We start from the raw sequence: 24,405 nt of genomic DNA, 5'->3' as shown, positions 1-24,405 counted from the left end.
TTCTCTTGGAAAGGCGGGGCGCCCGGGTATGCGCGATGAGTCCGCCCCTGTAGATCATTACTTGAAGAAAAGGGGGTATCGGAGTGAAGGGACTGCACATCATCGCCGACCTGTACGGCTGCCGGAACAGCGAAATGCTGACCTCGTCCGGAAAATTGCGCGAAGCCTGCGTGGCTGCGTGCAAGGACGTAGGTCTCACGGTCCTCGGGGACCACTTCTACCAATTCGACGGTCTCGACGCCACGCAGCTTGGTGGCGCGACGGGCGCTGTCGTGTTCGCGGAATCGCATCTCGCGATCCATACCTGGCCCGAACGCAGTGGCGCGACGCTCGATGTGTACGTTTGCAACGTCACTTCCGACAACAGCGCCAAGGCGGAGAAGCTCTATTCCGTCCTCTCCGCGCACCTGCAACCGTCCGACTCGCTCGTCGAGCGTGTCTGGCGCGGGCGCGACCTGCCGGTGAAGAAGAAGCGGCTCGCCGCGGTCAAGTGAACCTCCAGGCCCCCGCCGAGCGCGGGGGCCTTTCCTTCCATTGCCCGAAAAGCGGCTCTCGCGCCATGGCTGACAAGATCTTCGAGAAGCTCAACGAGACCTCGGGCGTCTACTTCGAGGGCACGCTCGTCGAGCGCCGGCAGACGCCGTTCCAGCTGCTCGAGGTGTACGACACGCCCGATCTGGGCCGCATCTTCCGGCTCGACGGCTTCAACATGACCTCCGAGAAGGATGAGTTCTTCTATCACGAGAACCTCATCCATCCGACGACGGTCGCGCATCCGGATCCGAAGCGCGCGTTGGTGATCGGCGGGGGCGACGGCGGTTCGTGCGAGGAGCTGCTCAAGCACTCGACGCTGGAAGTTGCGCACCTCGCCGAGCTCGATCCGGACGTGATCGAGATCGCGAAGGCGCAGTTCGGCAAGGTCCACCGCGGCGTCTTCGACAATCCGAAGCTCAAGCTCACGGTGGGCGACGGGCTCGCGTACCTGAAGGCCACGCCCGTGCGCTACGACGTGATCTCGATGGACCTCACCGATCCGGTGGGCCCCTCGGTCGAGCTCTACTCGCCGGCCACGTTCGCGCTCGCGCGCGGCGCGATGGCGCCTGGCGGCGCGCTCACGCTGCATATCGGCTCGCCGTTCTCGCACCCGGCGCGCGTGCGCGAGACGCTCGGCAACCTGCGCCAGGTCTTTCGCCGGGTGACGCCGTATTTCGTGCACATTCCCATCTACGGCTCGATCTGGGGTTTTGCCTGCGCTTCGGATACGCTCGATCCGCGCGAGGTGCCCGGCGCCGAGATCGACCGGCGCATCAAGGCGCGCGGGATCACCGATTTGCAGTACTACAACGGCGATGTCCACGGGGCGGTGTTCGCGCTGCCCAACTACGTGAGGCAACTCGTCGCCTGATTGGGGGAGGGGCGATGCTCAAGAAGCTGCGCAAGTCCTCGAGCCGCGTGACGCTGGTGTTGATCGGCGTCGCGGCGATCTCCGGGTGCGCGGAAAAGCGCGATGTCTACGCCTCGCGCGAGGACTGCCTTGCCGACTGGGGGAACACCCCGGCCGACTGCACGCCGGCGACCGGCTCGGGCCACGCGGGCCGCGGCTTCTACTACGGGCCGAGCTATCGGGGCTCGTCGGGATCGAGCTGGTTCGGCTCGAACTCCAAGCACTCGATGGGTTCCACGCGCACAAGCTCATCGAGCTCGAGCTCCTCGTCTTCGTCGCGAGGCGGATTCGGCTTCTCGGGCCGCTCGAGCTCGAGCAGCAGCAGCGGCGGCTGATGAAGCGCGAAGAACGCGTCCCGCGCCCCGACTGGCCGCAGAAGGTCGAGGCGCTTGGCTTTCACTTCCACAGCATGGACGGCGTCTATTGGGACGAGCGCGCCTGCTACCGGTTCACGGCCGCGCAGGTCGACCGGCTTGAGCTCGCGACCGCGGAGCTCCAGACGCGCTGCATCGAGGCCGCCGGCCGCGTGATCGAATCGGGCGACTTCGGGCGCTTCCACATTCCCGAGCCCTTCCACAAGCTTATCCGCGACTCGTGGGACGACGACGAGAAATCGCTTTTCGGGCGCTTCGATCTTTCGTGGGATGGGAACGGCGATCCCAAGATGCTCGAGTACAACGCCGATACGCCTACGGCGCTGCTCGAGGCGAGCGTGGTGCAGTGGTACTGGCTGCAGGACAGTTTCCCGAAGGCCGACCAGTTCAACTCGATCCACGAGAAGCTGGTGGATCGCTGGAAGGAACTCTCGGCGGACGTCCCGGGCCACAAGCGCGTGCACTTCACGTGCGTGGCCGACAGCCCCGAGGACCAGGGCAACGTCGACTACCTGCGCGACACCGCGATCCAGGCCGGGCTCGACGCCAAGGCGATCGACATCGCCGACATCGGCTGGAACGGCAAGCGCTTCACCGACCTCGACGAACGCAACATCGACGTCCTCTTCAAGCTCTATCCGTGGGAGTGGCTGGTCGCGGAGGAGTTCGGCAACCACCTGCTCGCGCGTACCACGCGCGTCATCGAACCCGCGTGGAAGATGGTGCTTTCCAACAAGGCGATCCTCCCCGTGCTGTGGGAGATGTTTCCGGATCATCCGAACCTGCTTGCCGCGAGCTTCGATTCCGGACGCTTCGCGACCGACTTCGTGAAGAAGCCGTTGTATTCGCGCGAGGGCGCGAACGTCTCCATCCGTTCCGGCGAGCGCCTGATCGAAGCGCCCGGCGAGTACGGGGCCGAGGGCTTCATCTGGCAGGCGTTCCATGAACTGCCGCGCTTCGGCGAAAATTACACGGTGATCGGCTCGTGGATCATCGGCGAGGAGCCCGCGGGCATCGGCATCCGCGAGGACACGTCTCCCATCACCAGGAATTCCAGCCGCTTCGTTCCCCACTACTTCGTCTGACCCGAGAGGATCCGCCATGCGCCAGGTGCTCGACTCGTTCGCCGGCTTCGACAACTTCCTCGTGTACCTCGCGATCTCGCTGGTGCTGCTCGCCACGTTCGTCGCGCTGTACGTGCGCATCACGCCGCACCGCGAGTTCCAGCTCATCCGCGAGGGCAACATGGCCGCCGCCTTCAGCCTCTCGGGCGCGATCCTCGGCTTCATCGTGCCGCTCTCCGCGGCGATCCGCTTCAGCGTGAACCTCGCCGACATGGCGATCTGGGGGCTGATCGCGCTCGCCGTGCAGATCGCGGCATTCGTCGTGGTGCGCGTGATGGTCCCGACGATCACCGACGACATCGTCGCCGGCAAGGCCGCCCAGGGATTCTTCCTCGGCACGCTCTCGCTGGGCGTGGGGATGCTCAACGGCGCCTGCATGAGCTTCTAGGGAGGCTCCCTAGTTGCCTAACGCACGCATCTACTGCGGCGACTTGCGCCTCGGGCCCGGCGCCCAGTTCGCGCTCGCGCCCGACGCCGCCAACCACGTGGGCAAGGCGCTGCGCCTGAAGGTCGGCGACACGATCACGGTCTTCGACGGGCGCGGCGGCGAGTACGACGCCGTGATCCTGCGCATCGACCGCGACCGCGTCGACGTGAAGACCGGCGCATTTCGTGACGTCGAACGCGAGGCCCGCGTGGCCGTCGGCCTCGTCCAGGGCCTGCCCGAAGCCGACAAGATGGACTGGATCATCCAGAAGTCCGTGGAGCTGGGCGTGTCGTGGATCCAGCCGATCGTCTGCGACCGCAGCGTCGTGCGCCTTTCGGGCGAGCGCGCGACGCGCCGCGAGCAGCACTGGCAGCGCGTGGCGATCGCGGCATGCGAACAGTGCGGCCGCAACCGCATTGCCGAGGTCCGCCCGACGCTGGGCTACCTCAACTGGATCGCGCAGCCTTCCACGCTCAAACGATGGCTGCTGTCGCCCGAGGCGCCGCTGGTTTCCGCGCAGCCCGCGCCCGAAGGCGAGCTGGAGCTGCTCGTGGGTCCCGAGGGCGGTTTCTCGGAGCGCGAGCTCGACCTCGCCGGCTCGCGGGGCTTCCTGGGCGTGGGCCTCGGACCGCGGATCCTGCGAACCGAAACGGCGCCGCTCGCGGCCCTCGCGACGATCCAGGCCCTGTGGGGCGACTTCTCCCGTTAGAATTCGCGGTCCGGTAGCCGCCCCGAAGACCCCGTGCCCAAGACCCCCGCGCTGAAGACCGAAGCCTTCGTCAAATGGTTTCGCGCCGCCACGCCCTACATCCACCAGTTCGGCGGAGGCACCTTCGTGATCGCGTTCGGTGGCGAGGTCATCGCCGAGAACGAGTTCCAGCAGCTCACGCACGACATCAACGTGCTCGTGAGCCTTGAGATCCGCGTGGTGATTGTCCACGGCACGCGCCCGCAGATCGACGAGCAGATGCGCCAGCACGGCGTGACGCCGCGCTTCGTGAACAACCGGCGCGTGACCGACGACCGGGCGCTCGCCTGCGTGAAGGAAGCCAACGGCATCGTGCGCGTGGAGATGGAAGCGCTGATGTCGATGGAGCTCGCGAACTCGCCGATGTGGGGCGCGGACATCCGCGTTTCTTCCGGCAACTTCGTGACCGCCAAGCCCGTGGGTGTGGTCGACGGCGTGGACTTCGGCCACACGGGCGAGGTTCGCAAGATCGATGCCGAGGGCATCCGCCGCCGCCTCGACGACCATGAGGTCGTGCTGCTTTCGCCCGTGGGCTTCTCGCCGACCGGTGACGTCTTCAACTGCACGCTCGAGGACGTCGCCACCTCCGCCGCGATCGCGCTGAAGGCCGACAAGCTGATCTTCCTCACCGAGACCGCGGGCGCGCAGGATGCGAAGGGCCGCCTCGTGTCCGAGCTCACCGTGAAGCAGGCGCGCGAGATGATCGCCGGCAATGGGCTCGCCGAGGACGTGCGCATCTTCCTGCCGTGGGCCGTGCGTGCCTGCGATGCCGGCGTGAAACGAGCGCACCTCATCAGCCGCCACGTCGACGGCGCGTTGCTGATCGAGCTCTTCACGAGCCACGGTATCGGCACGATGGTGGTGCCCGAATCTCCCGAGCGCCTGCGCGATGCCGTCGGCGACGACGTGCCCGGAATCATCCAGATCCTCGAGCCGCTCGAGCAGCAGGGCATCCTCGTGAAGCGCGAGCAGCACCAGCTCGAGCGCGACATCGGCCAGTTCTTCGTGCTCGAATCCGAGGGCAACATCCTCGGGTGCGCGGCCCTCGTCCCGTTTCCCGAGGACAAGACCGCGGAGCTTGCCGCGCTGGCCGTGAATCCTTTCTATCGCGATGGCGGGCGCGGCGAGCGCATGCTCGCGTTCGCCGAACAACGCGCTCGCACCTCGGGCTTCAAGACGCTGTTCGTGCTCTCCACGCGCACGACGCACTGGTTCGTCGAGCGCGGGTTCGTCGAGGCCGACCTCGCGCGCCTGCCCGAGCGCCGTCGTTCCCACTACAATGAGGATCGTCGTTCGAAGATCTTCGTGAAGGAGTTGTAGGCATGGCGCGGATGGTGCAGTGCGTGAAGCTGAAGAAGGAGGCCGAGGGCCTCGATGCCCCGCCGTATCCCGGCGAGCTCGGCAAGCAGATCTACGAACAGGTTTCCAAAGAGGCCTGGAAGATGTGGGTCGAGCACCAGAAGATGCTGGTGAACGAAAACCGCCTCTCGGGCGCCGACCCGCGAGCCCGCGAGTACCTGCGCGAGCAGATGCGCCGCTACTTCTTCGGCGAAGGCGCCGACGTCGCCTCGGGATACGTTCCGAAGGCCTGAGCGTCAGCGGCGTCCTACGCCGCCGCGCGCTTTACGGTGGCAGATGCGCCGGTCGCGACCGGCGATCCTTGGGCGGATGAGACTCCGCCACCTTCTCCCGTTCGCTTCCGTGCTGCTCGTGCCGTTGACCGCACCGGCGCAGCCTGCCGATGGCCTCACCGCCTTCGAAGTGGTGCGCTCGGTCCTGCAGCACCCGCGCTGCGCCAACTGCCACATTCCCGAAGACAGCCCACGCCAGCACGACACCGGCGTGAAGCACGCGATGAACGTGAAGCGCGGTCCCACGGGGCATGGTGCGGCCGCGATGGAATGCACCGCCTGCCACGGGCCGCAGAACCTGCCGCCGAGCTACGGCCCGCGCGTGCCACCCGGCGCACCCAACTGGCACCTCCCGCCCCCGGAAACGAAGATGGTCTTCGTCGACGTCACGCCTGCCCAGCTTTGCGCCACGATCAAGGACCGCAAGGCCACCGGCGGCAAGGACCTCGCGAATATGCTCAAGCACAACCGCGAGGACAAGCTGGTGGGATGGGGTTGGGAACCGGGACAGGGGCGCGCACCCGTGCCGGTGCCGCGCGCTCAGTTCGTCGCGGCCTTCAAGACCTGGATGGATTCCGGAGCGCCTTGCCCGGCAAGTTAAGCGGGTCCTTCGCAGACGCTCAGGACGTCGTCAGTCCAGATTCGCTTCGCGAATCAATCTGACGACGCCTCCCTCTCGAACTCTTCCTCGGTGACGTGGCGGACGTCCTTGCCTTTCACGAGGTAGACGACGTACTCGGCCATGTTCTTCGCGTGGTCACCGATTCGCTCCAGCGCCTTCGCGACGAACAGGATCTCGATGGAGGTCGAGATGGTGCGCGCGTCTTCCATCATGAAGGTGATCAGCTGGCGCAGGATGCCGCGGAACTGGTCGTCGAGCAGGCGATCCTGGCGCACGACCGAGGCGGCGGCCGCGAGGTCGATGCGCGCGAAGGCGTCGAGCGATTTCTTCAGCATGTCGATCGCGTAGCCGGCGGCGATCTTCACCTCGGTGAAGCGCGGCAGCGTCAGGCGCTCCGAGGAATAGATGAGCTTCGTCATTCGGGCGATCTTCTCGGCCTCGTCGCCGATGCGCTCGAGGTCCGTGATCATCTTGATCACCATGATGACCATGCGCAGGTCCTGCGCCGCGGGCTGGCGGCGCGCGATGATGTGCGAACAATCCTCGTCGATCTGCACTTCGAGCGCGTTCACGCGGTCGTCGTCGGCGATCACCTGGTCGGCGAGCTGGACGTTGCCGGTCGACAGTGCGTTGATGGCGCTCGAGATCTGGCTCTCGACCAATCCGCCCATCTGCAGCACGCGTGACCGGACGGTCTCGAGCTCCGCGTCGTAGCGCTTCGAGGTGTGTTCCTGGGTATTGAGGACCATGGTGGCAATCCTTCGGAGATTCAGGATCCTAGCGACTCGATGTTGCAGTTCCGTGACGCCGCCATCAGGCGCGGTTCAGGGTCGTCACGCCCTCGGGGCCGGCCAGCAGGAGCACGTCGGCCGGGCGGCGCGCGAACAGGCCGTTGGCAACCACGCCCGCGAGCTGGTTGATCGCGGATTCCAGCGCCGCCGGATCCGTGATCGCCAGATTGTGCACGTCGATGATGAGGTTGCCGTTGTCGGTCGTGAAGCCCATGCGCAGCTCCGGTGCGCCGCCCAGCTTCACGAGCTCGCGGCCGATGTAGCTGCGGGCCATCGGAATCACCTCGACGGGCAGCGGGAACTTGCCGAGGACGGGAACGAGCTTCGATTTGTCCGCGATGCAGACGAACTTGCGGCTCGCCGCGGCCACGATCTTCTCGCGGGTGAGCGCCCCGCCGCCGCCTTTGATGAGCGCGAGATGCTCGGTCGCCTCGTCCGCGCCGTCGATGTAGACGTCGCAGCCGCCGGTGTCGTTGAGCTCGGCCACCGGAATCTTCAGCTCGCGCAGGAGTTTCGCGCTGGCCTCGGAGCTCGCCACCGCGCCCCTGATGCGCGCGCGCCACGGGCCCAGGGCGGCGATGAAGTAGTTGACCGTGGAGCCCGTGCCCACGCCCACCATCATGTCGTCCTCGACGTACTTGATCGCCGCTTCTGCGGCCATCTTTTTGAGGGCATTCTGATCCAAGCCGTTCTGGTCCATCCGGGCAGGATAAGGGAAATTGCTATTCTTGCGGGATGAAGGACGACTACCTGAAGAAGATCCTCGCCGCGCGCGTCTACGACGTGGCGATCGAAAGCCCCCTCGAACCCGCACCCGCGATCTCGCGCCGCATCGGCAACCACGTGCTGCTCAAGCGCGAGGACAAGCAGGCGGTGTTCTCGTTCAAGCTGCGCGGCGCGTACAACAAGATGGCGCACCTGAGCCCGGCCCGCTTGGCGAAGGGAGTCATCTGCGCGAGCGCCGGCAACCACGCGCAGGGCGTGGCGCTCGCGGCACAGAAGCTGGGCGTGCGCGCGACGATCGTGATGCCCGTCACGACGCCGCGAATCAAGGTCACCGCGGTCTCGGCGCGAGGCGCGAAGGTGGAGCTCAAGGGCGACAGCTACTACGAGGCGAACGTGCATGCGCGCAAGCTGGCCCGCCGCCATGGCATGACGTTCGTGCATCCCTACGACGACCCGCTGGTCATCGCGGGCCAGGGCACGATCGGCATGGAGATCCTGCGGCAACACGCGCAACCCATCGATGCCATCTTCGTCCCGGTGGGCGGCGGCGGCCTCATCGCCGGCATCGCCTCATACGTGAAGCGCGTTTCGCCCCGCACCAAGGTGATCGGCGTCGAGCCGACTGATTCGAATGCAATGCAGGCCTCGCTCAAGGCGGGCCGGCGCGTGACGCTGCCGCACGTGAACCTCTTCGCCGACGGCGTCGCGGTGCGCCAGGTGGGCAAGGAAACATTCCGGATCGCCCGCGAGCTGGTCGACGAGATGGTGCTGGTCGACACCGACGAGATCTGCGCGGCGATCAAGGACATCTTCGAGGACACGCGCACGGTCGTCGAGCCCTCGGGCGCGCTCGCGCTCGCCGGCATCAAGCGCTGGACCGCGCGTCGCCGCGCCAAGGGCCGCACGCTGGTGGCGGTCGCCTGCGGCGCGAACATGAATTTCGACCGGCTGCGCTTCGTGGCCGAACGCGCGGAGCTCGGCGAACACCGCGAGGCCGTGCTGGCCGTCACCATCCCCGAGAAGCCCGGCAGCTTCCGGGCGCTGTGCGCCCAGCTGGGCAAGCGCAACGTGACCGAGTTCAACTACAGGTATGCCGACAAGCGCGCGGCGCACGTTTTCCTGGGCGTTTCCGTTTCGGGCCGCGAAGAGACCGAGCGGCTGATCGCCGGGCTGCAACAGAAGGGAATGAAGGCCGTGGATCTCTCGGACAACGAGATGGCGAAGCTCCACGTGCGCCACCTCGTGGGCGGCCTCGCGCCCGAGGGGGGCGACGAGATGCTCTACCGCTTTGAATTTCCCGACCGTCCCGGCGCGCTGATGAATTTCCTCACCCACATGGGCTCGGGCTGGAACATTTCCCTGTTCCATTACCGCAACCACGGCGCGGATGTGGGGCGCGTGCTCGTGGGCCTCCAGGTGCCGGAGGGCGAGCGCGGCGCGTTCCGCCGTTTCCTGCGCGAACTGGGCTATGACTACACCGATGAAACCCGGAACCCGGCTTACCGGATGTTCCTGGGCTGAGCGCGCGCCGGGCGGCGCACGCGAAGGGGGGGTGGTGCTGTTGAGAGGAGTCGAACCTCCGACCTACTGATTACGAATCAGTTGCTCTACCAACTGAGCTACAACAGCCCCGTAAAGGGTGCTTATTATAGCCGATCACGGGGCCAAAAGCCCCCTTCCGCCCCGTTCCCAAGCCTTGAAGCGCCGTCTGTCGGCCTTCGCCTGCCAGTTGTCAGTCCAAGCGAGACACTGGCGCCCGTTTCCCTAAGATGCCATTCGTGGAGGAAAGCATGCAAAAGCAAACCGGCTTCACCCTGATTGAATTGATGATCGTGGTTGCCATCATCGGCATCCTGGCGGCAATCGCGATTCCGCAGTACAACGACTACATCACGCGCGGTGCGCTGGTGGAGGGCCATACGAACCTGCAGCAGTTCCGGGTCCGCATGGAGCAGCACTACCAGGACAACCGCAATTTCGCGGGTGCGGGTCTCAACGGTTGCGGTGCTGCCGCGCCGACCCAGACCACGTACTTCGACTACGCGTGCGCCCTCGGTGCTGGCAACCAGACTTATGTGGTGACGGCCACCGGCAAGCTGCGCGCCGCGGGCTTCGCGTTCACCATCAATGAGCAGAACGCCCGTGCGACCACCGCGGCGCCTGCCGGATGGGCACCCACGCCGATGCCCAATACCTGCTTCATCATTCGCAAGACGTCGTGCTGAACATGATCGGCATCGTTCGTCGGCAGCGCCAGCGCGGCGTCTCGTTGATCGAGATGCTGGTGACGCTGGTCATCCTCGGCGTATTGATGGCCACGGGTGTTCCCATGTTCACCATGTGGATCCAGAACACCCAGATCCGCACGGCGGCCGAGGCGATCATGAACGGCCTGCAGGCCGCGAAGAACGAGGCGATCCGCAGCAACCGCGCGGTTCACCTCGAGTTCACGACCGGCACCGGCTACGTCGTCAATCCGAAGTCGGATCCGGAGCAGGCTCCTCCGATCCGCGAGCGCAGCCACGACGAAGGCTCGTACAACGCCGTGGCGACGACGACCCCGGGTGGCGGCACCGTGATTACCTTCACCGCCCTGGGCCGGATCGATCCGAACAACCACAACGGTTCGCCGGTGATCACGCAGATCGACATCGACAACCCCTCGATGCCGGCCGCCGAAAGCCGCGAGCTGCGCATCATCATCCCCGCCGGCGGCGCGATCCGCATGTGCGATCCGCAGGCGCCTGCCGGCGACCCGCGGGCCTGCTAGGGGAGGAGGCGCGATGAAATCGATGAAAACCATGAAAATGAAAGCGATGCGTGCGGGCCAGGAGGGCGTGATGCTCCTCGAGGCCCTCATCGGGATCCTGATCTTCTCGCTGGGCGTGCTCGCGCTCGTCGCGATGCAGGCCGTCTCGATCAGCAACGTCTCCAACGCCCAGTACCGCACCGAGGCGGCGTTCCTCGCCAACGAGATCCTTTCGCAGATCTGGCTTGACCGCGGCGTGAACCTTGCCCGCGTCCCGGTCTACGCGTATCCCGGCGGCCCTGCCGCGGGAGCCTGGGTGACCAAGGTCCAGGCGCCCGGCACCGGCCTTCCCGGCGCGGGGACTTACACGCCCACGATTGCCATCGCACCCGTGGCCGGCGCGCCGCCCGGACCCGGAGGACTTCCCGGCGCCTACCAGGTCACGGTCACCGTGTTCTGGCGCGCCCCCGATGCGATTTCGACGAGCAACCACGTCGCCATCGCGATCGTGAGCAATCCATGAGCACTCTTCCTATGGAAAGAATCCGCCAGACTTCCTCAATCGCGCGCCAACGCGGCTTCACCCTCGTGGAGCTCATGGTCGGCGTGCTCGTCGGCCTCCTCGCGACGGTCGTGATGTTCCAGATGTTCGCGGTTTCCGAGGGCCAGAAGCGCACGACCACCGGCGCCGGCGACGCGCAGCAGAACGGCGTCTTCTCGCTGTTCCAGCTCGAGCGCGACGGCCGCATGGCCGGTTACGGCATCAATCACGTCACGCTGATGGGCTGCACGACCAACGGCTACTACGAGCCGGGTGGGGTGGGCTTCAACTTCCGCATGTTGCCGGTGCAGATCGCCAACGGTACCGGCGGCGCGCCCGACCAGATCACGTTCCTCTACGGCTCCTCGGACATGTACCAGGCGCCGGTGAAGTTCATCAACAACCCGGGTGCCACGGGCTTCCTCCAGGTCGACAACCGCTTCGGTTTCCAGAAGGGCGACCTCGTGGTCCTCGCGCAGGAATCCACGCCCTGCACGCTCGCGCAGGTGCGTGACCTCCCGTCGCCGGCCGGCGATCTCGACAAGATCCTTCGCACTACCGGCTCCTACATCGATGCGTCCGGCAACAGCCGCACGACGATGTACAACCCCGCCGGTGGCGTGCCGCCGATGACCACGTACACGAAGTTCATCGACGCCGCGCAGACCGGTGCGCGCCTCTACAACCTGGGTTCGCGCCCGATGCTCCAGACCTATCGCATCAACAACAACGCGCTCGAGGTGGTCGACGGCCTCGTGCCCGGTGGCGCGCCCACGGTGATCGCCGATGGCGTCGTGCAGATGCAGGCGCAGTACGGATACGACGGCAGCGGAGACTACAACATCATCTCGACGGGCACGGGGGCAGCGGTCTCGGTTCCGGAAGCCGCCATGTCGACCACCGACCAGTGGGCCGACGCGATGCCGGCCACGGCCACCGCGGCCAACTGGGCGCGGGTCATCGCCATTCGTCTCGCGGTCGTCTCGCGCAGCATGACGCCCGAGAAGCCGGATTCGAGCGGCACTTGCATCACGACGACCGCCAACCCCGTGTGGGTCTCGAAGGGCAACGTCGCGATGGACATCGCCGGCAGCAACGCGCAGTGGGGCTGCTATCGCTATCGCACGTTCGAAGTCATCGTGCCGCTGCGCAACATGATCTGGTGGCCGCAATGATCGCGCGCCGCTCCCCGCAGAGGACTGCCTCCATGTCGCACCCGAAATTCGCCCGCCGCCAGAAAGGCGTGGTCCTGCTCATCTCCCTCATCGTGCTGGTCGCGATGACGATGGCGGGCGTGGCACTCATGCGCTCGGTCGATACCGCCACGGTCGTCGCCGGCAACGTCGCCTTCAAGGAAGCCGCCGTGCAGGTCGCGGACCGGGGTACCCAGGAAGCGGTGCGCTGGCTCGTGGCCAATTCCGCGGGCGCCACCCTGCAAGCGACCAACGAGACGTCGGGTTACTTCTCGAATCGTCCGGTCGTGGAACCCGACTGGTTTGAAGAATCGGCCTGGACCGACGCGATTTCCGTTGCCGGCGGCGTGCCCGATGCCAGCGGCAACCGCGTCCGCTACCTGATTCACCGCATGTGTACCCAGCCCGACACGGCCTACAACGCCGAGAACGCGGGTGTGTCCAACGAGTGCGCGATGTACTTTGCCCCGACGACGAGCGGGACCGGCGGCAGCATGTCGGTCGGCGCGCCGCAGTTCGTGGGCAAGCCCCAGCTCTACTACCGCGTGACCACCCGTGTCGATGGTCCGCGCAATACGGTCAGCGTCATCCAGACAAGCGTGCTGGTCCAGGTCTGAAGACCCGAGAAACCAGCCAAGGAGCCTCCCCATGAACGTTCTCAATCTGCGGCGCTTTGTCGCCGTCTCCGCCCTAGGTGTCGCTGCTGCTATCGTGCTCGCGCCGCCGGCGCGCGCCCAGCTCGCGGACCTCGCGGACGTCCCGCTCGCCAACACGGCCTCCACGTCCGTGCTGCCGAACCTCATGTACATCCTGGACGATTCGGGCTCCATGAACTGGAACTACATGCCCGACCAGCTCTTCCGCAACACGGGCCAGGACTTCTACCTCAACTGCAAGCGCTGCAACACCAACGCCCTGACGGTGAGCAACGTGAACACGGGTTCGAGCAACGAGACCATCACGACGGCGGGGGATAACGGATCGAACAACCACCGCGCCGCCGTGAACTCGACGGTGATCTTCATCGCCGGTACGCCGCCCGCGCCGCTTGCCTTGAACACGGTGTATTTCGTGAAGTCCGTGCCCAGCTCGACGACGCTCACGCTTTCGACGACGGTGGGTGGGACAACCATCAACCTCACGGGCAACACGACCGGAGCGACGGTCGTGATCGACGAAGGCTGCACCGGGCCTGGTGGCAAGCAGGACGCGGGCTACGGCTTCACGGCGAACAACCCCACGAGCCCGCGCGGCTCGCCGTGCGGCAACGACAACACCGATCCGAACGACCTCGAGACCGACCAGGACGACATCCCGACCTACGGGGAAGCGCCGTTCTACGCGACCAAGTTCAACCAGATCTGGTACAACCCCGACATCACCTACTCGCCGGCCATGCAGGCCAACGGCACGGCGATGACGGCGTCGAATCCGACGTCCGCGAAGGCCGATGCGTACGCCACCGGCGGCGCCACGAACCTCACGAACGCCTTCAACGAGGTGATCTACTGCACGAAGGACGATCCCACCGCGGCCGAGAAGACCAACACGGCCATCTGCCGCTACAACGGGCGTCACAACACGGGCGCCTTCCTGGGTGGTGGCCTGCCGAACTACTTCCTGTATTTCAAGAACGGCACCAACGGGAACGTCGGCCTGCCCAACGCCGTGTTCCGCTACAAGATTCGCCACCAGACGTCGAACCCGCACTACTACAACATCACGCCGCATGAGTATTGCAGCGACATCAACCTGACCACGTGCGCGCTCGCCAATGCGGCCGGCGCGAATCCCGGCGGCGGCTTCACCATCGAGGCCCCGGTCCGGTGGTGCAAGACGGAAGCCGACGCGGCGCTCCCCGCGGTCGTGACCGGCAACACGGGTTCGCCCGCGACGCCGCGCTGCCGCAAGAAGTTCGATGCGACCTCGCACCCCTACCCGCGCCTGGGCCGCTTCAATCGCGTCGACATCTGGCCCACGCAGGCGAACCACACGCGTGGCGCAACATCGGTGCGGACGGACTGCGCTTCGGCCTCGGTGTGCACGCACGCCGAAGAACTGCAGAACTTCGCGAACTGGTACAGCTTCTACCGCACGCGCATGGCGCTCATGAAGACGGCCTCGGGCCGTGCGTTCGGCGCGCTCGCCAACGCGGACCGCTTCCGCATCGGCTTCATCACGATCAACCCGGGCGGGAACGGCTCCGACAAGTTCCTGAAGGTCAACAAGTTCATCACGACGCACAAGCAGTCCTGGTACGACCTTCTCTACGCCCAGACCACCAACGGCAGCACGCCGCTTCCGCAGGCGCTCTCGCGCGTGGGCCGCTACTACGCGGGCCTCAACACCGGCATCAGCGCGGGCATGATCCCGACCGCCACGGATGACCCCGTCCAGTACGCGTGCCAGCACAACTACGCGCTGCTCACGACGGACGGCTACTGGAACAGCAGTGCGAACAGCAACCTGGGCAGCGGCACGGTCGACAACGTCGACAGCTCCAACAGCGGGTTCTTCACGCGGGCGGTGGGTGCCTACGACGGCGGCACCGGCCTCAGCGCGACCAACACGCTCGCCGACGTGGCGGCCTACTACTACAAGGAAGACCTGCGCACCTCGGGTGCGGTCGCGGACAACATCGTCCCGACGAGCTCGAAGGACACCAACAACAAGCAGCACATGGTGACCTTCACGCTGGGCCTGGGCCTCGAAGGCTTCATGGACTACATCCCCGACTACGAGACCAACACGGGTGGGGATTTCTCGAAGATCAAGGCCGGCACCTCGGGCGCGTGCTCGTGGACCACCGGCGTGTGCAACTGGCCGGTGCCGGTTTCGGGCCAGCCCAGCACGCTCGACGACCTCTGGCACGCGGCGGTGAATGCGCGCGGCACGTACTTCAGCGCGGGCGATCCGAACTCGCTCACGCAGGGCCTGGGCAGCGCGCTCTCCAAGCTCCAGGTGATGACCGCGGCGGCGGCGGCTTCGGCCACCAGCAGCCCGAACATCACGGAGACGGACAACTACATCTACAGCTCGACCTTCCGCACGACGGAGTGGGACGGTGAAATCGTGGCCCAGCGCATCGACACGGTGACGGGCAACGTCCTTCCCGCGATCGTGTGGTCGGCGCAGACGCTCCTCGACTCGCGCAGTTCGGCGACGTCGGACTCGCGCACGATCTTCACCATCGACGAGTCGGGCGCGAACAAGCGCAAGAACTTCGCCTACGGCTCGCTCTCGGCCGGCGCCGTCGGCGCCATCGCGGCAGAGCAACCGTACTTCAGCGGCAAGTGCGGCCAGTTCTCGCAATGCGCGCTGCTCCTGCCTGCGCAGCAGACGATCGCCAACAACGGCGACAACCTGGTGAATTACCTGCGCGGCTGGCGCGTGCACGAAGATTTCGTGTCGCCCGAGACGGGCTCGCCCTTCCGCAAGCGGCCGCACATCCTGGGCGATCCGGTGAACGCCACGCCGGCGTTCGTCAAGGCGGCGGTGTTCAACTTCGCCGACGCGGTGACCCCGGACTACGCGAGCTTCAAGAACACGCAGGACACCCGCCAGGGCGTGCTCTACATCGCCGCCAACGACGGCATGCTGCACGCCTTCAACGGTGACACCGGTGCGGAGCTCTGGGCCTACGTCCCGCGCATCGTGATGCCCAAGCTGCACAAGCTCGCCACGGCGAACTGGGGCTCGGCGCATACGTTCAACGTGGACGGCTCCCCGCAGGTGATGGACGTGTTCACGGGCAGCGCCTGGCGCACCATCCTCGTGGCCGGCCTCAACAGCGGCGGACGCGGCTTCTACGCGCTCGACGTCACCGATCCGGCAACGCCGAAGGTCCTCTGGGAGTTCTGCGAGTCCGCGTCGATGTGCGCGAACTGGGACGCCGACGTGGGCTTCTCCTACGGCAACCCGGTCATCACCAAGCGCGTCGTGGACGGCAAGTGGGTCGTCTTCGTGACCTCGGGCATGAACAACGTGACGCCGGGCGATGGCAGGGGCTACCTGTTCACGCTCGATGCCATGACGGGCGCGAAGCTCTCCAAGGTCACCACGGCCGAGGGCACCGCGGCTTACCCGAGCGGCCTGAACAAGATGAGCGGCTACGCCGACTCCTTTGCGGTCGACAACACCGGCAAGTTCCTCTACGCCGGCGACCTCTACGGCAACGTGTGGAAGTTCAACACGGCGACGGCCAACCCGTCGGTCAGCAAGCTCGCCATCCTTCTCGACGGCAGCGGCAAGAAGCAGGCGATCACGTCGCGCCCCGAGCTCGGCGCGATCGACGGCTACCCGGTGATCTTCGTCGGCACGGGCCGCTACCTGGGCGAGGACGATCTTCCCGATCCGGCCACGGTGCTCCCGTCGCCTCCGGGGCTGCCGTACGCGTACCAGCAGAGCCTTTACGCCATCAAGGACAAGGGCACGAGCTACGGCAACTTCCGTGCGGTGTCGGGCGTGGTGCAGCAGACCATCATCGACGGCGGCACGACGCGCTCGACCTCGACGAACCCGGTGGACTGGGGCGTCAACGACGGCTGGTTCATGGACCTCAACCCGGGCGGCACCTCGCCGGGCGAGCGCATCAACCTCGACCCGCAGCTCGTGCAGGGAACGCTCGTGGTCGTGACGAACGTGCCGAACAACTCGGCGTGCTCGATCGGCGGCGACTCGTGGATCTACCAGTTCGACTTCAAGACGGGCCAGTTCGTGCCGTCGTCGGCGGGCTCCGTGGCCGGCCAGAAGTTCACGGGCCAGATCACGGTGGGCGCGGTGATCGTGCGACTGCCCAGCGGCATCTTCAAGGGCATCGCGACGGGCGCCACGGGTACCAAGACGCCGTTCGACGTGAAGATCGGTGGCGGTGGTGGTAACGCCCGCCGGATCTCCTGGCGTGAGCTGATCCAGCGCTAGGGTCGACGATGAGGATTGTCGCGGCAGTGATTGTTGCAATGCTGGGGCCGGTGGCAGCGCCACCGGCCCTGGCGCAAGGCCGGATGTTCCAGTACGAGGCGAGCCAGCGCCAGCGAATGGCGACCGAGACGTGCCTCAAGAAAGAGGAAACGATGCATGGGGCCTGGTGCGTGAAGAACTGCCAGCCCGATTTCAAGCTCGACCTCAACGTCCGCCCGCCGATGTGCATCGCCACCAAGCCCGATGCGCGCTACGTACCTCCCCAGCAGTGGCAGCCCCCGGAGAAACCGAAGGGTCCCCCGGTGAAGGGCGCCTAGGCGTCGCTTCGCGTCATCGTGCGCGGCAGGGGGAAGGTCACCGCTTCGGTGATGCCCTCGAGCTCGCGCACCCGCTTGGCCCCCAGTGATTGCAGCCGCAGGATGACGTCCTGCACCAGCACTTCCGGTGCAGAGGCGCCGGCGGTGACGCCGATCGTTCCCTTGCCTTCGATCCACTCGCGGCGCAGCTCGTCGGCCTTGTCCACGAGGTAGGCCGCGCGCCCGAAGTTCTGCGCCACTTCGCGCAGGCGGTTCGAATTGGAGCTGTTGGGCGAACCCACCACGATCACCACGTCGCACAGCGGCGCCATGAACTTCACGGCGTCCTGGCGGTTCTGCGTGGCGTAGCAGATGTCGTCCTTCTTCGGGCCGATGATCGTCGGGAAGCGCGTCTTCAGCGCGGCGACGATGCGGGCGCAATCGTCCATCGAGAGCGTGGTCTGCGTCACGTAGGCCACGTGGTCGGGATTGGCGACCTGGAGCTTCGCCACGTCTTCCTCGCACTCGACCAGGTGCATGCCCTTGTCCGACTGGCCCATCGTGCCTTCGGCCTCGGGGTGTCCCTCGTGGCCGATCATGATCACTTCGCGTCCCTGCTCGCGCATCTTGGCCACTTCGACGTGGACCTTGGTGACGAGCGGGCAGGTGGCGTCGAACACCTTCAGGCCGCGGGCTTCCGCCTCGCGGCGCACCGCGAGCGAGATGCCGTGCGCGGAGAAGATCACGGTCGCGCCCGCCGGCACTTCGGAGAGCTCCTCGACGAAGACCGCACCCTTGGCGCGCAGGTCCTCGACCACGAACTTGTTGTGGACGATCTCGTGGCGCACGTAGATGGGCGCGCCGTGCAGCTCGAGGGCGCGTTCGACGATGGCGATGGCGCGGTCCACGCCGGCGCAGAAGCCGCGCGGCTTGGCGAGCAGGATCTCGACGCTCATGGTTTCTCCTCGCGGACGGTGGCCGGTGCGCGGCCCGCCTCGCGGAAACTGTCCCAGATCAGAAGCACGACGCCCACGGAAATCGCGGAATCGGCGACGTTGAACGCAGGCCAATAGTAGCCCGCGGCATGCAGCTGCACGAAGTCGACCACGTAGCCGAGGGTCGCGCGGTCATAGAGGTTGCCGAGCGCACCGCCGAGCAGGAGGCCGGTCGCCAGCGCGAACAGGCGGTTGGCGTGGTTGCGCTTCAGGAGTACGAGCAGCACGACGCACACCACGGCCGTGAGCACGATGAAGAACCAGCGCTGCCAGCCGCCCGCGCCGGCGAGGATGCTGAACGCCGCGCCGGTGTTGTGCGCGAGCACGAGATTGAAGAACGGCGTGATCTCGCGGACCTCGCCCAGGCGGAACACCTGGCTCACCCAGGCCTTCGTGGCGAGGTCGAGGACCAGCACGACGAGGCTGAGCAGCAGCCACACGGACCAATGCTTCTGCGGCGTATCAGGCATGGGTGCGCGGCTCTCCGGGGCTCTTGAGGTTCGTGACGCAGCGCCCGCAGATCGCGGGGTGCGCGGGGTTGGACCCGACGTCGGCGCGATAGTGCCAGCAGCGTTCGCACTTGGCGTGCGCGCTCGGCGTGACGCGGACCGCGAGCTCGGCGCCCGGGACGACCCGCGCGGCCGACGTGATCAGCGCGAAGCGCAGGTCTTCGCCAAGGCTTTCGAGCAGGGCGCGGTCGCCTTCGGGCGCGGCCAGTTCCACCTCGGCGGCGAGCGACGAGCCGATGGAGCCCGCCTGCCTCAGGGCTTCGAGCTCCTTCTGCACGACCGCGCGGATCTCGCGCAGGCGCGCCCACTTCACGGCGAGTCCATTCTCGTCGGCCTGCGCCGGAAGAACGTCGTTCCAGGTGTGGAAAAAGAGGCTCTCCTCCTTGCCGGGGTGCAGCACGGTCCAGGCCTCCTCGGCGGTGAACGTGAGAACCGGGGCCATCAGGCGCAGCAGCACCTGCGTCACGTGGTGCAGCACCGACTGCGCCGATCGCCGCGCGCGTGATTCGCGCGGGCACGTGTAAAGCCGGTCCTTGAGGATGTCGAGGTAGAAGGCGCCCAGGTCCTCGGAGCAGAAGATCTGCATGCGCTGCGTGACCGTGTGGAACTCGAAGCGCCCGTAGGCTTCGGTGCATTCCTGCGCGAACGCGCGCGTCATCGCGAGCGCGTAGCGATCGATCTCGAGCCACTGGTCCGGGGGAAGCAGGTCCTTCTGCGGATCGAAGTCGGCGATGTTGGCGAGCAGGAAGCGCAGCGTGTTGCGGATGCGCCGGTAGCTCTCGACGACGCGCTTGAGGATCTCGTCGGAGATCGCGAGCTCGCCCGAGTAGTCGGTGGCGGCGATCCATAGCCGGATCATTTCCGCGCCGAGCGTGTCATTCACCTTCTGCGGCGCGATCACGTTGCCCAGCGACTTGGACATCTTGCGTCCCTGGCCGTCCACCGTGAAGCCGTGCGTGAGGAGCGCGTTGTACGGCGCGCGGCCATCCATCGCGCAGCCGGTGAGCAGGCTCGACTGGAACCAGCCGCGATGCTGGTCGCTGCCTTCGAGGTAGAGGTCGGCGGGCCAGCGCTGGCCGGCGAGTCCGCGCAGCACCGAGAAGTGCGTGACGCCCGAATCGAACCAGACGTCCATCGTGTCGGAAATCTTGCGGTACGCCTTCGGGTCGACCCCGAAGTCCTCGCAGCTCGCGGCGAACCAGGCTTCGATGCCGCCCTTGTCCACCATGGCCGCGGCTTTCTCGATCAGCGCTTCGGTGTCCGGATGCAGCTGGTCGGTCTCGCGGTCAAGGAAGAGTGCGAGCGGCACGCCCCAGTTGCGCTGGCGGGAAAGCGTCCAGTCGGGGCGGCCGGAGATCATCGCTTCGATGCGGCCGCGGCCCCAGGCCGGATAGAACGTCGTCTCGGAGATCGCCTTCATTGCCGCTTCGCGCAGCGTCTTCCCACCGGCGGCGGGCTTGTCCATCGCGATGAACCACTGCGTGGTCGCACGGAAGATGATCGGTGTCTTGTGGCGCCAGCAATGCGGATAGCTGTGGCGGAAGGGCTCGTGCTTGAGCAGGGCGGTGTCGGATTGAGGCGCATTGCGCGCCTGCAGCAACTCCAGGATCGGCTTGTCGGCGGCACGCACGGAGGTGCCGGCGAGGAGCGGCACGAAGGACTTGTACTTGCCTTCGTCATCGACGGGCTGCTCGAGCGAAAGCTTGTATTTCACGCCCATGTCGAAGTCATCGACGCCATGCGCGGGTGCCGTGTGCACGAGGCCCGTACCCGCATCGAGCGTGACGTGCGCGCCGACCACGATCGGTACTTCGCGATCGAGGAACGGGTGCTTCGCCTTCAGCCCTTCAAGTTGCGCGCCGGCGATGGTGCCGGGAACGATCGTCGCGGCGAGGCCGTAGCGCGCGAGGGACTTCTCGGCGAGCTCGGCGGCGAGGAGCAGGTAGCGCGAGTCGGTTTCCGCGAGGACGTACGCAAGTTCCGGGTTCACGGAGATTGCCTGGCTGCCGGGCAGGGTCCAGGGCGTCGTGGTCCAGATCACCGCGTCGATGGGCTTCGCGTCCGTGAGAGGCGCGCCCGCGAGCTTCGCGAGCTTGTCGCGATCGATCATGCGATAGCCCACGTCGATCGCGGGTGACGTGCGGTCCTCGTACTCGACCTCGGCTTCCGCGAGGGCGGAGCCGCAATCGATGCACCAGTTGACCGGCTTCAGGCCGCGGTAGAGCAGGCCCTGCTTCCAGATGCGGCCGAGCGCGCGGATCTCCGCGCCTTCGGTCGGCGGATTCATGGTGGTGTACGAGTTGTCCCAGTCGCCGTGGATCCCCAGGCGCTTGAAGTCCACCTTCTGCCGGGCGATCTGCTCGGCGGCGAATTCACGGCACAGCGCGCGCTGCTTGTTGGGCTCGAGGTTGCGGCCGTGCTTCTTCTCGATCTGGTGTTCGATCGGCAGGCCGTGGCAATCCCAGCCGGGCGTGTAGGGCGCGTCGAAGCCGGCCATCGTCTTCGACTTCACGACGATGTCCTTCAGGATCTTGCCCGCGGCGTGGCCCATGTGGATGTCGCCGTTGGCGTACGGGGGGCCGTCGTGGAGGATGAAGAGCGGGCGCCCGGCGCAGGCCTTGCGGATGCGGAAGTAGAGGCCCTTCTCGTCCCAATCCTTGAGCCACACCGGCTCGCGTTTCGCGAGGTCCCCGCGCATGGGGAACGGCGTGTCCGGCAGGTTCAGCGTCGACTTGTAGTCGGGTTTCGCGTCATTGGCCACTTCGATTTCCTCTTCATCCCCGGGTGCCGAAGTACTCGCGCGCTTCGTCGCAATCCTTGCGGATCTGCGCGACGAGCGCATCGAGCGAGGCGAAATGCGCCTCGTCACGCAGCTTCTTGTGGAACTCGAGGGTGAGTCGGCGCCCGTAGAGGTCGCCGTGGAAATCGAAGAAGAACGCTTCGAGTGTGGCCGGGCCGCCAGTCTGAACAGCCGGGTTGATTCCAAGGCTCGCCACTCCCTCGAGTCCGCGAGTTGCTGCGCCCGTGCATTTTACCGCAAAGACTCCGCCGAGCGCCGGCCGGGCGCGGCCCAGGCGGATGTTCGCCGTGGGGAATCCGAGCTCGCGTCCGCGCTTCGCGCCGTGCTGCACGCGGCCGCAGATGGCGTACGGACGGCCCAGCAGCCGCGCTGCTTCATCGAGGTCGCCGCTTGCGAGGGCCGCGCGGACGCGCGTGCTCGAGATCCGTTCGCCCGCTTGCTTCACGGCCTTGAGCACCTCGACTTCGAAGCCCAGCTCGGCGCCCAGCTCGGCGAGGCGCTGCGCATTGCCCGCGCGATGCGCCCCGAAGCGGAAGTCCGCGCCGATCGTGACGTGGCGCGCGCCCAGGTTGCCATGCAGCCAGCGCGCGAAGTCCGCGGGCTCGCGCGCGGCGAAGCGCGCGTAGAAGCGCTGCACGAACGCGAGGTCGATGCCGAGGGCCTGGAGGGCGAGGATCTTCTCGGGAAGCGAGGATAGGCGTGCCGGCGCATTGGCCGGCGCGAGGAATTCACGCGGCAGCGGCTCGAACGTGAGCACGGCGGAAGCGAGGCCGCGCGCGGACGCCGCATCCTTCACGAGGCCGAGGATCGCCTGGTGGCCCAGGTGCACGCCGTCGAAGCTGCCGATCGCGATCGCGGTGCCCGGGCCGTCCGCACGCGGATGGCGAATCACGCGCATCTAGCCCGCCCGCGTGAAGTGGCGAAGGCGGATGCCCATCAGCCAGAGCGAAACGAAGTAGGCCGCCATCGCGCCGCCGATCACCAGCGCGAGCTTGCCCGCGCGCGCCGCCGCGGGAATCGCGAACCACGACGTTTCCGTCCCCATTCCGTACCAGATGACGCCGCCCATCATGTAGAGGGCGACCGCCACCTTGAGCAGGAACGCGGCCCACCCCGGTTCGGCGGTGTAGTTGCCCGAGCGGCGCATGAGCACCCAGAGCCAACCCGCATTGAAGAGGGCGCCCAGCGAGATCGAGAGCGCGAGCCCCGCGTGCCCCAGCCAGGGAACGAGCGCGGCGTTGAGGATCTGCGTCACCACCAGCGTGACGATGGCCACTTTCACCGGCGTGCGGATGTTCTGCTTCGCATAGAAGCCGGGCGCGAGGATCTTCACGAGGATGATTCCCGCGAGCCCGACGCAGTAGGCGATGAGCGCATGGCGCGTCATGAAGACATCGGCGCGCGTGAACTCTCCGTGCCAGAAGAGCGTCGTGATCACCGGGGTCGCGAGCAGCGCGAGGCCGAGGGCGGCCGGAAGCGAGAGCAGGAGTGCGAGGCGCAGTCCCCAATCGAGCAGCCGCGAGTACTCGCGCGGGTCGTTCGAGCTGTGGTGTTTCACGAGCGAGGGCAGCAGTACGGTACCCAGCGCGACGCCGAGCATGGCCGAGGGAAATTCCATCAGGCGATCGGCGAAGTACAGCCAGGACACGGCGCCGTCACGCAACCAGGATGCGATGTGGGTGTTGATAAGCAGGCTGATCTGCGCGACTGAAACGCCCAGTGCCGCGGGCGCCATCAGCTTGAGGATGCGAATGACCCCTTCGTCGCGCGGCTCCCATCGCGGCCACGTGAGCATGCCGATGCGCTTGAGGAACGGGATCTGGAAAAGCAACTGCGCGAGCCCACCGAAGAAGACCGCCCAGGCGAGGGCGACGACCGGACGCTCGAAGTGGGGCGCAACCCAGAGGATGAAGGCGATGAAGACGAGGTTCAGCAGGACGGGCGTGAATGCGGCCGCCTTGAAGCGCCCGTAGGTATTGAGCAGGCCGGCGGCGAACGAGACGAGCGAAATGAAGAAGATGTACGGAAAGCAGATCCGCAGCATCAAAACGGTGAGGGCGAACTTGTCCGCGTCCTTCGAAAAACCGTACGCACTGGCGTAGACGATGAGGGGAGCGGCGACGATGCCCACGGCCGTGGCGAGCAGGAGCGCCGCACCGAGCACGCCCAGCACGCGGCCTGCAAGCGCGCGCGTTGCTTCGTCACCATGCTTCGCCTTGTACTCGCCGAGGACCGGCACGAACGCCTGCGAGAACGCGCCTTCGGCGAACAATCGGCGCAGGAGATTGGGGATCCGGAAGGCGACGACAAAGGCGTCCATCGCGAGGCCCGCGCCGAAGAAGATCGCGAGCAGCGTGTCGCGAACAAAGCCGGTAATGCGCGAGGCGAGCGTCATCGCGCTCACCGAAGCGGCCGCGCGCAGGAGGTTCAACCTAGGGCTTTGTTTTGTATGGACAAGTGCGGTATCATAGCAGGCTCGATTTTCGCACCTTGAAGCTGTTCCTTCGAATCAGAC

Annotated in this window: 24 protein-coding genes and 1 tRNA gene; 17 read left to right on the top strand and 8 right to left on the bottom strand. The window is 66.5% G+C overall.

What is annotated here, in order from left to right; translation table 11 throughout:
* Positions 1 to 83: 83 nt before the first annotated feature.
* From speD to DSM104440_RS16415, 9 genes are all read left to right on the top strand, one after another.
* The gene (gene speD, locus DSM104440_RS16455) at positions 84 to 494 is read left to right on the top strand and encodes an adenosylmethionine decarboxylase (RefSeq protein WP_171164519.1); all 411 of its coding nucleotides are present in this window, start codon (positions 84 to 86) and stop codon (positions 492 to 494) included.
* A gap of 65 nt (positions 495 to 559) precedes the next feature.
* Complete coding sequence (gene speE, locus DSM104440_RS16450) at positions 560 to 1,405, top strand: polyamine aminopropyltransferase (RefSeq protein ID WP_171164517.1); 846 nt, start codon at positions 560 to 562, stop codon at positions 1,403 to 1,405.
* A gap of 14 nt (positions 1,406 to 1,419) precedes the next feature.
* A complete protein-coding gene (locus DSM104440_RS16445) occupies positions 1,420 to 1,779 on the top strand; it encodes a hypothetical protein (RefSeq protein WP_171164515.1) in 360 nt (119 codons plus the stop codon).
* Complete coding sequence (locus DSM104440_RS16440; protein ID WP_171164513.1) at positions 1,779 to 2,903, top strand: glutathionylspermidine synthase family protein; 1,125 nt, start codon at positions 1,779 to 1,781, stop codon at positions 2,901 to 2,903. The genes DSM104440_RS16445 and DSM104440_RS16440 overlap by 1 nt, the downstream gene beginning before the upstream one ends.
* 16 nt (positions 2,904 to 2,919) lie before the next feature.
* Positions 2,920 to 3,330 carry a DUF350 domain-containing protein gene (locus tag DSM104440_RS16435; RefSeq protein ID WP_171164510.1) on the top strand — a complete coding sequence of 137 codons (411 nt, stop codon included), beginning with the start codon at positions 2,920 to 2,922 and terminating at the stop codon, positions 3,328 to 3,330.
* A 13-nt stretch (positions 3,331 to 3,343) separates the two neighbouring features.
* The gene (locus tag DSM104440_RS16430) at positions 3,344 to 4,078 is read left to right on the top strand and encodes a 16S rRNA (uracil(1498)-N(3))-methyltransferase (RefSeq protein ID WP_171164508.1); all 735 of its coding nucleotides are present in this window, start codon (positions 3,344 to 3,346) and stop codon (positions 4,076 to 4,078) included.
* A gap of 33 nt (positions 4,079 to 4,111) precedes the next feature.
* On the top strand, positions 4,112 to 5,437 hold the full coding sequence (gene argA, locus DSM104440_RS16425; RefSeq protein WP_246212046.1) for an amino-acid N-acetyltransferase: 1,326 nt from the start codon (positions 4,112 to 4,114) through the stop codon (positions 5,435 to 5,437).
* 2 nt (positions 5,438 to 5,439) lie between these two features.
* Positions 5,440 to 5,709 (top strand): oxidative damage protection protein, encoded by a 270-nt coding sequence (locus DSM104440_RS16420; RefSeq protein ID WP_171164506.1) that lies wholly within the window; start codon positions 5,440 to 5,442, stop codon positions 5,707 to 5,709.
* Positions 5,710 to 5,785: 76 nt separating this feature from the next.
* The gene (locus DSM104440_RS16415) at positions 5,786 to 6,349 is read left to right on the top strand and encodes a hypothetical protein (RefSeq protein ID WP_171164504.1); all 564 of its coding nucleotides are present in this window, start codon (positions 5,786 to 5,788) and stop codon (positions 6,347 to 6,349) included.
* Between the two features lie 53 nt (positions 6,350 to 6,402).
* Here DSM104440_RS16415 and phoU read toward each other — a convergent pair whose 3' ends face one another.
* Both phoU and rpiA read right to left on the bottom strand, forming a co-directional pair.
* On the bottom strand, positions 6,403 to 7,119 hold the full coding sequence (gene phoU / locus DSM104440_RS16410) for a phosphate signaling complex protein PhoU (protein ID WP_171164502.1): 717 nt from the start codon (positions 7,117 to 7,119) through the stop codon (positions 6,403 to 6,405).
* 64 nt (positions 7,120 to 7,183) lie between these two features.
* Positions 7,184 to 7,822, bottom strand: coding sequence for a ribose-5-phosphate isomerase RpiA (gene rpiA, locus DSM104440_RS16405; protein ID WP_246212044.1), 639 nt, complete (start codon positions 7,820 to 7,822; stop codon positions 7,184 to 7,186).
* 74 nt (positions 7,823 to 7,896) lie between these two features.
* Here rpiA and ilvA point away from each other — a divergent pair, with 74 nt between their 5' ends.
* Positions 7,897 to 9,408 carry a threonine ammonia-lyase, biosynthetic gene (ilvA, locus tag DSM104440_RS16400; protein ID WP_171164498.1) on the top strand — a complete coding sequence of 504 codons (1,512 nt, stop codon included), beginning with the start codon at positions 7,897 to 7,899 and terminating at the stop codon, positions 9,406 to 9,408.
* 32 nt (positions 9,409 to 9,440) lie between these two features.
* Here ilvA and DSM104440_RS16395 read toward each other — a convergent pair.
* Positions 9,441 to 9,516: transfer RNA gene (locus DSM104440_RS16395), tRNA-Thr, on the bottom strand.
* Between the two features lie 161 nt (positions 9,517 to 9,677).
* Here DSM104440_RS16395 and DSM104440_RS16390 point away from each other — a divergent pair.
* Genes DSM104440_RS16390 through DSM104440_RS16360 form a run of 7 tightly spaced genes read left to right on the top strand, consistent with a single transcriptional unit; the run spans position 9,678 to position 17,607 of the window.
* Positions 9,678 to 10,112: a type IV pilin protein gene (locus tag DSM104440_RS16390; protein ID WP_212758107.1), complete on the top strand. Its 435-nt coding sequence runs from the start codon at positions 9,678 to 9,680 to the stop codon at positions 10,110 to 10,112.
* Between the two features lie 2 nt (positions 10,113 to 10,114).
* A complete protein-coding gene (locus DSM104440_RS16385) occupies positions 10,115 to 10,657 on the top strand; it encodes a GspH/FimT family pseudopilin (protein ID WP_246212171.1) in 543 nt (180 codons plus the stop codon).
* Between the two features lie 13 nt (positions 10,658 to 10,670).
* On the top strand, positions 10,671 to 11,159 hold the full coding sequence (locus tag DSM104440_RS16380; protein WP_212758106.1) for a type IV pilus modification PilV family protein: 489 nt from the start codon (positions 10,671 to 10,673) through the stop codon (positions 11,157 to 11,159).
* The gene (locus DSM104440_RS16375) at positions 11,156 to 12,352 is read left to right on the top strand and encodes a PilW family protein (RefSeq protein ID WP_171166044.1); all 1,197 of its coding nucleotides are present in this window, start codon (positions 11,156 to 11,158) and stop codon (positions 12,350 to 12,352) included. Before DSM104440_RS16380 ends, DSM104440_RS16375 begins: the two co-directional genes overlap by 4 nt.
* Before the next feature lie 32 nt (positions 12,353 to 12,384).
* Positions 12,385 to 12,987: a pilus assembly PilX family protein gene (locus DSM104440_RS16370; RefSeq protein ID WP_171164490.1), complete on the top strand. Its 603-nt coding sequence runs from the start codon at positions 12,385 to 12,387 to the stop codon at positions 12,985 to 12,987.
* Between the two features lie 31 nt (positions 12,988 to 13,018).
* Entirely contained in the window at positions 13,019 to 17,290 is a 4,272-nt protein-coding gene (locus DSM104440_RS16365; RefSeq protein ID WP_171164488.1) for a pilus assembly protein, read from the top strand.
* 8 nt (positions 17,291 to 17,298) lie between these two features.
* Positions 17,299 to 17,607 carry a hypothetical protein gene (locus DSM104440_RS16360; RefSeq protein WP_171164486.1) on the top strand — a complete coding sequence of 103 codons (309 nt, stop codon included), beginning with the start codon at positions 17,299 to 17,301 and terminating at the stop codon, positions 17,605 to 17,607.
* Here the strand turns inward: DSM104440_RS16360 and ispH are convergent.
* The 5 genes from ispH to murJ all read right to left on the bottom strand — a co-directional run bounded on the left by ispH (position 17,604) and on the right by murJ (position 24,321).
* Positions 17,604 to 18,542, bottom strand: a complete 939-nt coding sequence (ispH, locus tag DSM104440_RS16355; protein ID WP_171164484.1) for a 4-hydroxy-3-methylbut-2-enyl diphosphate reductase — start codon at positions 18,540 to 18,542, stop codon at positions 17,604 to 17,606. The two genes, DSM104440_RS16360 and ispH, sit on opposite strands and share 4 nt — an antisense overlap.
* Positions 18,539 to 19,051, bottom strand: a complete 513-nt coding sequence (gene lspA / locus DSM104440_RS16350) for a signal peptidase II (RefSeq protein ID WP_171164482.1) — start codon at positions 19,049 to 19,051, stop codon at positions 18,539 to 18,541. The genes ispH and lspA overlap by 4 nt, the downstream gene beginning before the upstream one ends.
* Complete coding sequence (gene ileS, locus DSM104440_RS16345; RefSeq protein WP_246212170.1) at positions 19,044 to 21,788, bottom strand: isoleucine--tRNA ligase; 2,745 nt, start codon at positions 21,786 to 21,788, stop codon at positions 19,044 to 19,046. Before ileS ends, lspA begins: the two co-directional genes overlap by 8 nt.
* Positions 21,789 to 21,864: 76 nt before the next feature.
* Entirely contained in the window at positions 21,865 to 22,788 is a 924-nt protein-coding gene (locus DSM104440_RS16340; RefSeq protein WP_171164478.1) for a bifunctional riboflavin kinase/FAD synthetase, read from the bottom strand.
* On the bottom strand, positions 22,789 to 24,321 hold the full coding sequence (gene murJ / locus DSM104440_RS16335; RefSeq protein WP_171164476.1) for a murein biosynthesis integral membrane protein MurJ: 1,533 nt from the start codon (positions 24,319 to 24,321) through the stop codon (positions 22,789 to 22,791).
* Positions 24,322 to 24,405: the final 84 nt, after the last annotated feature.

This window comes from Usitatibacter palustris (genome assembly GCF_013003985.1).
Classification (GTDB): Bacteria; Pseudomonadota; Gammaproteobacteria; order Burkholderiales; family Usitatibacteraceae; genus Usitatibacter; species Usitatibacter palustris.
This window is presented reverse-complemented; position numbering and strand designations above follow the sequence as displayed.

Coding starts and splice junctions, on each gene's coding strand:
- speE (WP_171164517.1), top strand. CDS start 560: ATGGCTGACAAGATCTTCGAGAAGCTCAACGAGACCTCGGGCGTCTAC.
- DSM104440_RS16445 (WP_171164515.1), top strand. CDS start 1,420: ATGCTCAAGAAGCTGCGCAAGTCCTCGAGCCGCGTGACGCTGGTGTTG.
- DSM104440_RS16440 (WP_171164513.1), top strand. CDS start 1,779: ATGAAGCGCGAAGAACGCGTCCCGCGCCCCGACTGGCCGCAGAAGGTC.
- DSM104440_RS16435 (WP_171164510.1), top strand. CDS start 2,920: ATGCGCCAGGTGCTCGACTCGTTCGCCGGCTTCGACAACTTCCTCGTG.
- DSM104440_RS16420 (WP_171164506.1), top strand. CDS start 5,440: ATGGCGCGGATGGTGCAGTGCGTGAAGCTGAAGAAGGAGGCCGAGGGC.
- DSM104440_RS16415 (WP_171164504.1), top strand. CDS start 5,786: ATGAGACTCCGCCACCTTCTCCCGTTCGCTTCCGTGCTGCTCGTGCCG.
- phoU (WP_171164502.1), bottom strand. CDS start 7,119: ATGGTCCTCAATACCCAGGAACACACCTCGAAGCGCTACGACGCGGAG.
- rpiA (WP_246212044.1), bottom strand. CDS start 7,822: ATGGCCGCAGAAGCGGCGATCAAGTACGTCGAGGACGACATGATGGTG.
- ilvA (WP_171164498.1), top strand. CDS start 7,897: ATGAAGGACGACTACCTGAAGAAGATCCTCGCCGCGCGCGTCTACGAC.
- DSM104440_RS16390 (WP_212758107.1), top strand. CDS start 9,678: ATGCAAAAGCAAACCGGCTTCACCCTGATTGAATTGATGATCGTGGTT.
- DSM104440_RS16385 (WP_246212171.1), top strand. CDS start 10,115: ATGATCGGCATCGTTCGTCGGCAGCGCCAGCGCGGCGTCTCGTTGATC.
- DSM104440_RS16380 (WP_212758106.1), top strand. CDS start 10,671: ATGAAATCGATGAAAACCATGAAAATGAAAGCGATGCGTGCGGGCCAG.
- DSM104440_RS16375 (WP_171166044.1), top strand. CDS start 11,156: ATGAGCACTCTTCCTATGGAAAGAATCCGCCAGACTTCCTCAATCGCG.
- DSM104440_RS16370 (WP_171164490.1), top strand. CDS start 12,385: ATGTCGCACCCGAAATTCGCCCGCCGCCAGAAAGGCGTGGTCCTGCTC.
- DSM104440_RS16365 (WP_171164488.1), top strand. CDS start 13,019: ATGAACGTTCTCAATCTGCGGCGCTTTGTCGCCGTCTCCGCCCTAGGT.
- DSM104440_RS16360 (WP_171164486.1), top strand. CDS start 17,299: ATGAGGATTGTCGCGGCAGTGATTGTTGCAATGCTGGGGCCGGTGGCA.
- ispH (WP_171164484.1), bottom strand. CDS start 18,542: ATGAGCGTCGAGATCCTGCTCGCCAAGCCGCGCGGCTTCTGCGCCGGC.
- lspA (WP_171164482.1), bottom strand. CDS start 19,051: ATGCCTGATACGCCGCAGAAGCATTGGTCCGTGTGGCTGCTGCTCAGC.
- ileS (WP_246212170.1), bottom strand. CDS start 21,788: ATGCGCGGGGACCTCGCGAAACGCGAGCCGGTGTGGCTCAAGGATTGG.
- DSM104440_RS16340 (WP_171164478.1), bottom strand. CDS start 22,788: ATGCGCGTGATTCGCCATCCGCGTGCGGACGGCCCGGGCACCGCGATC.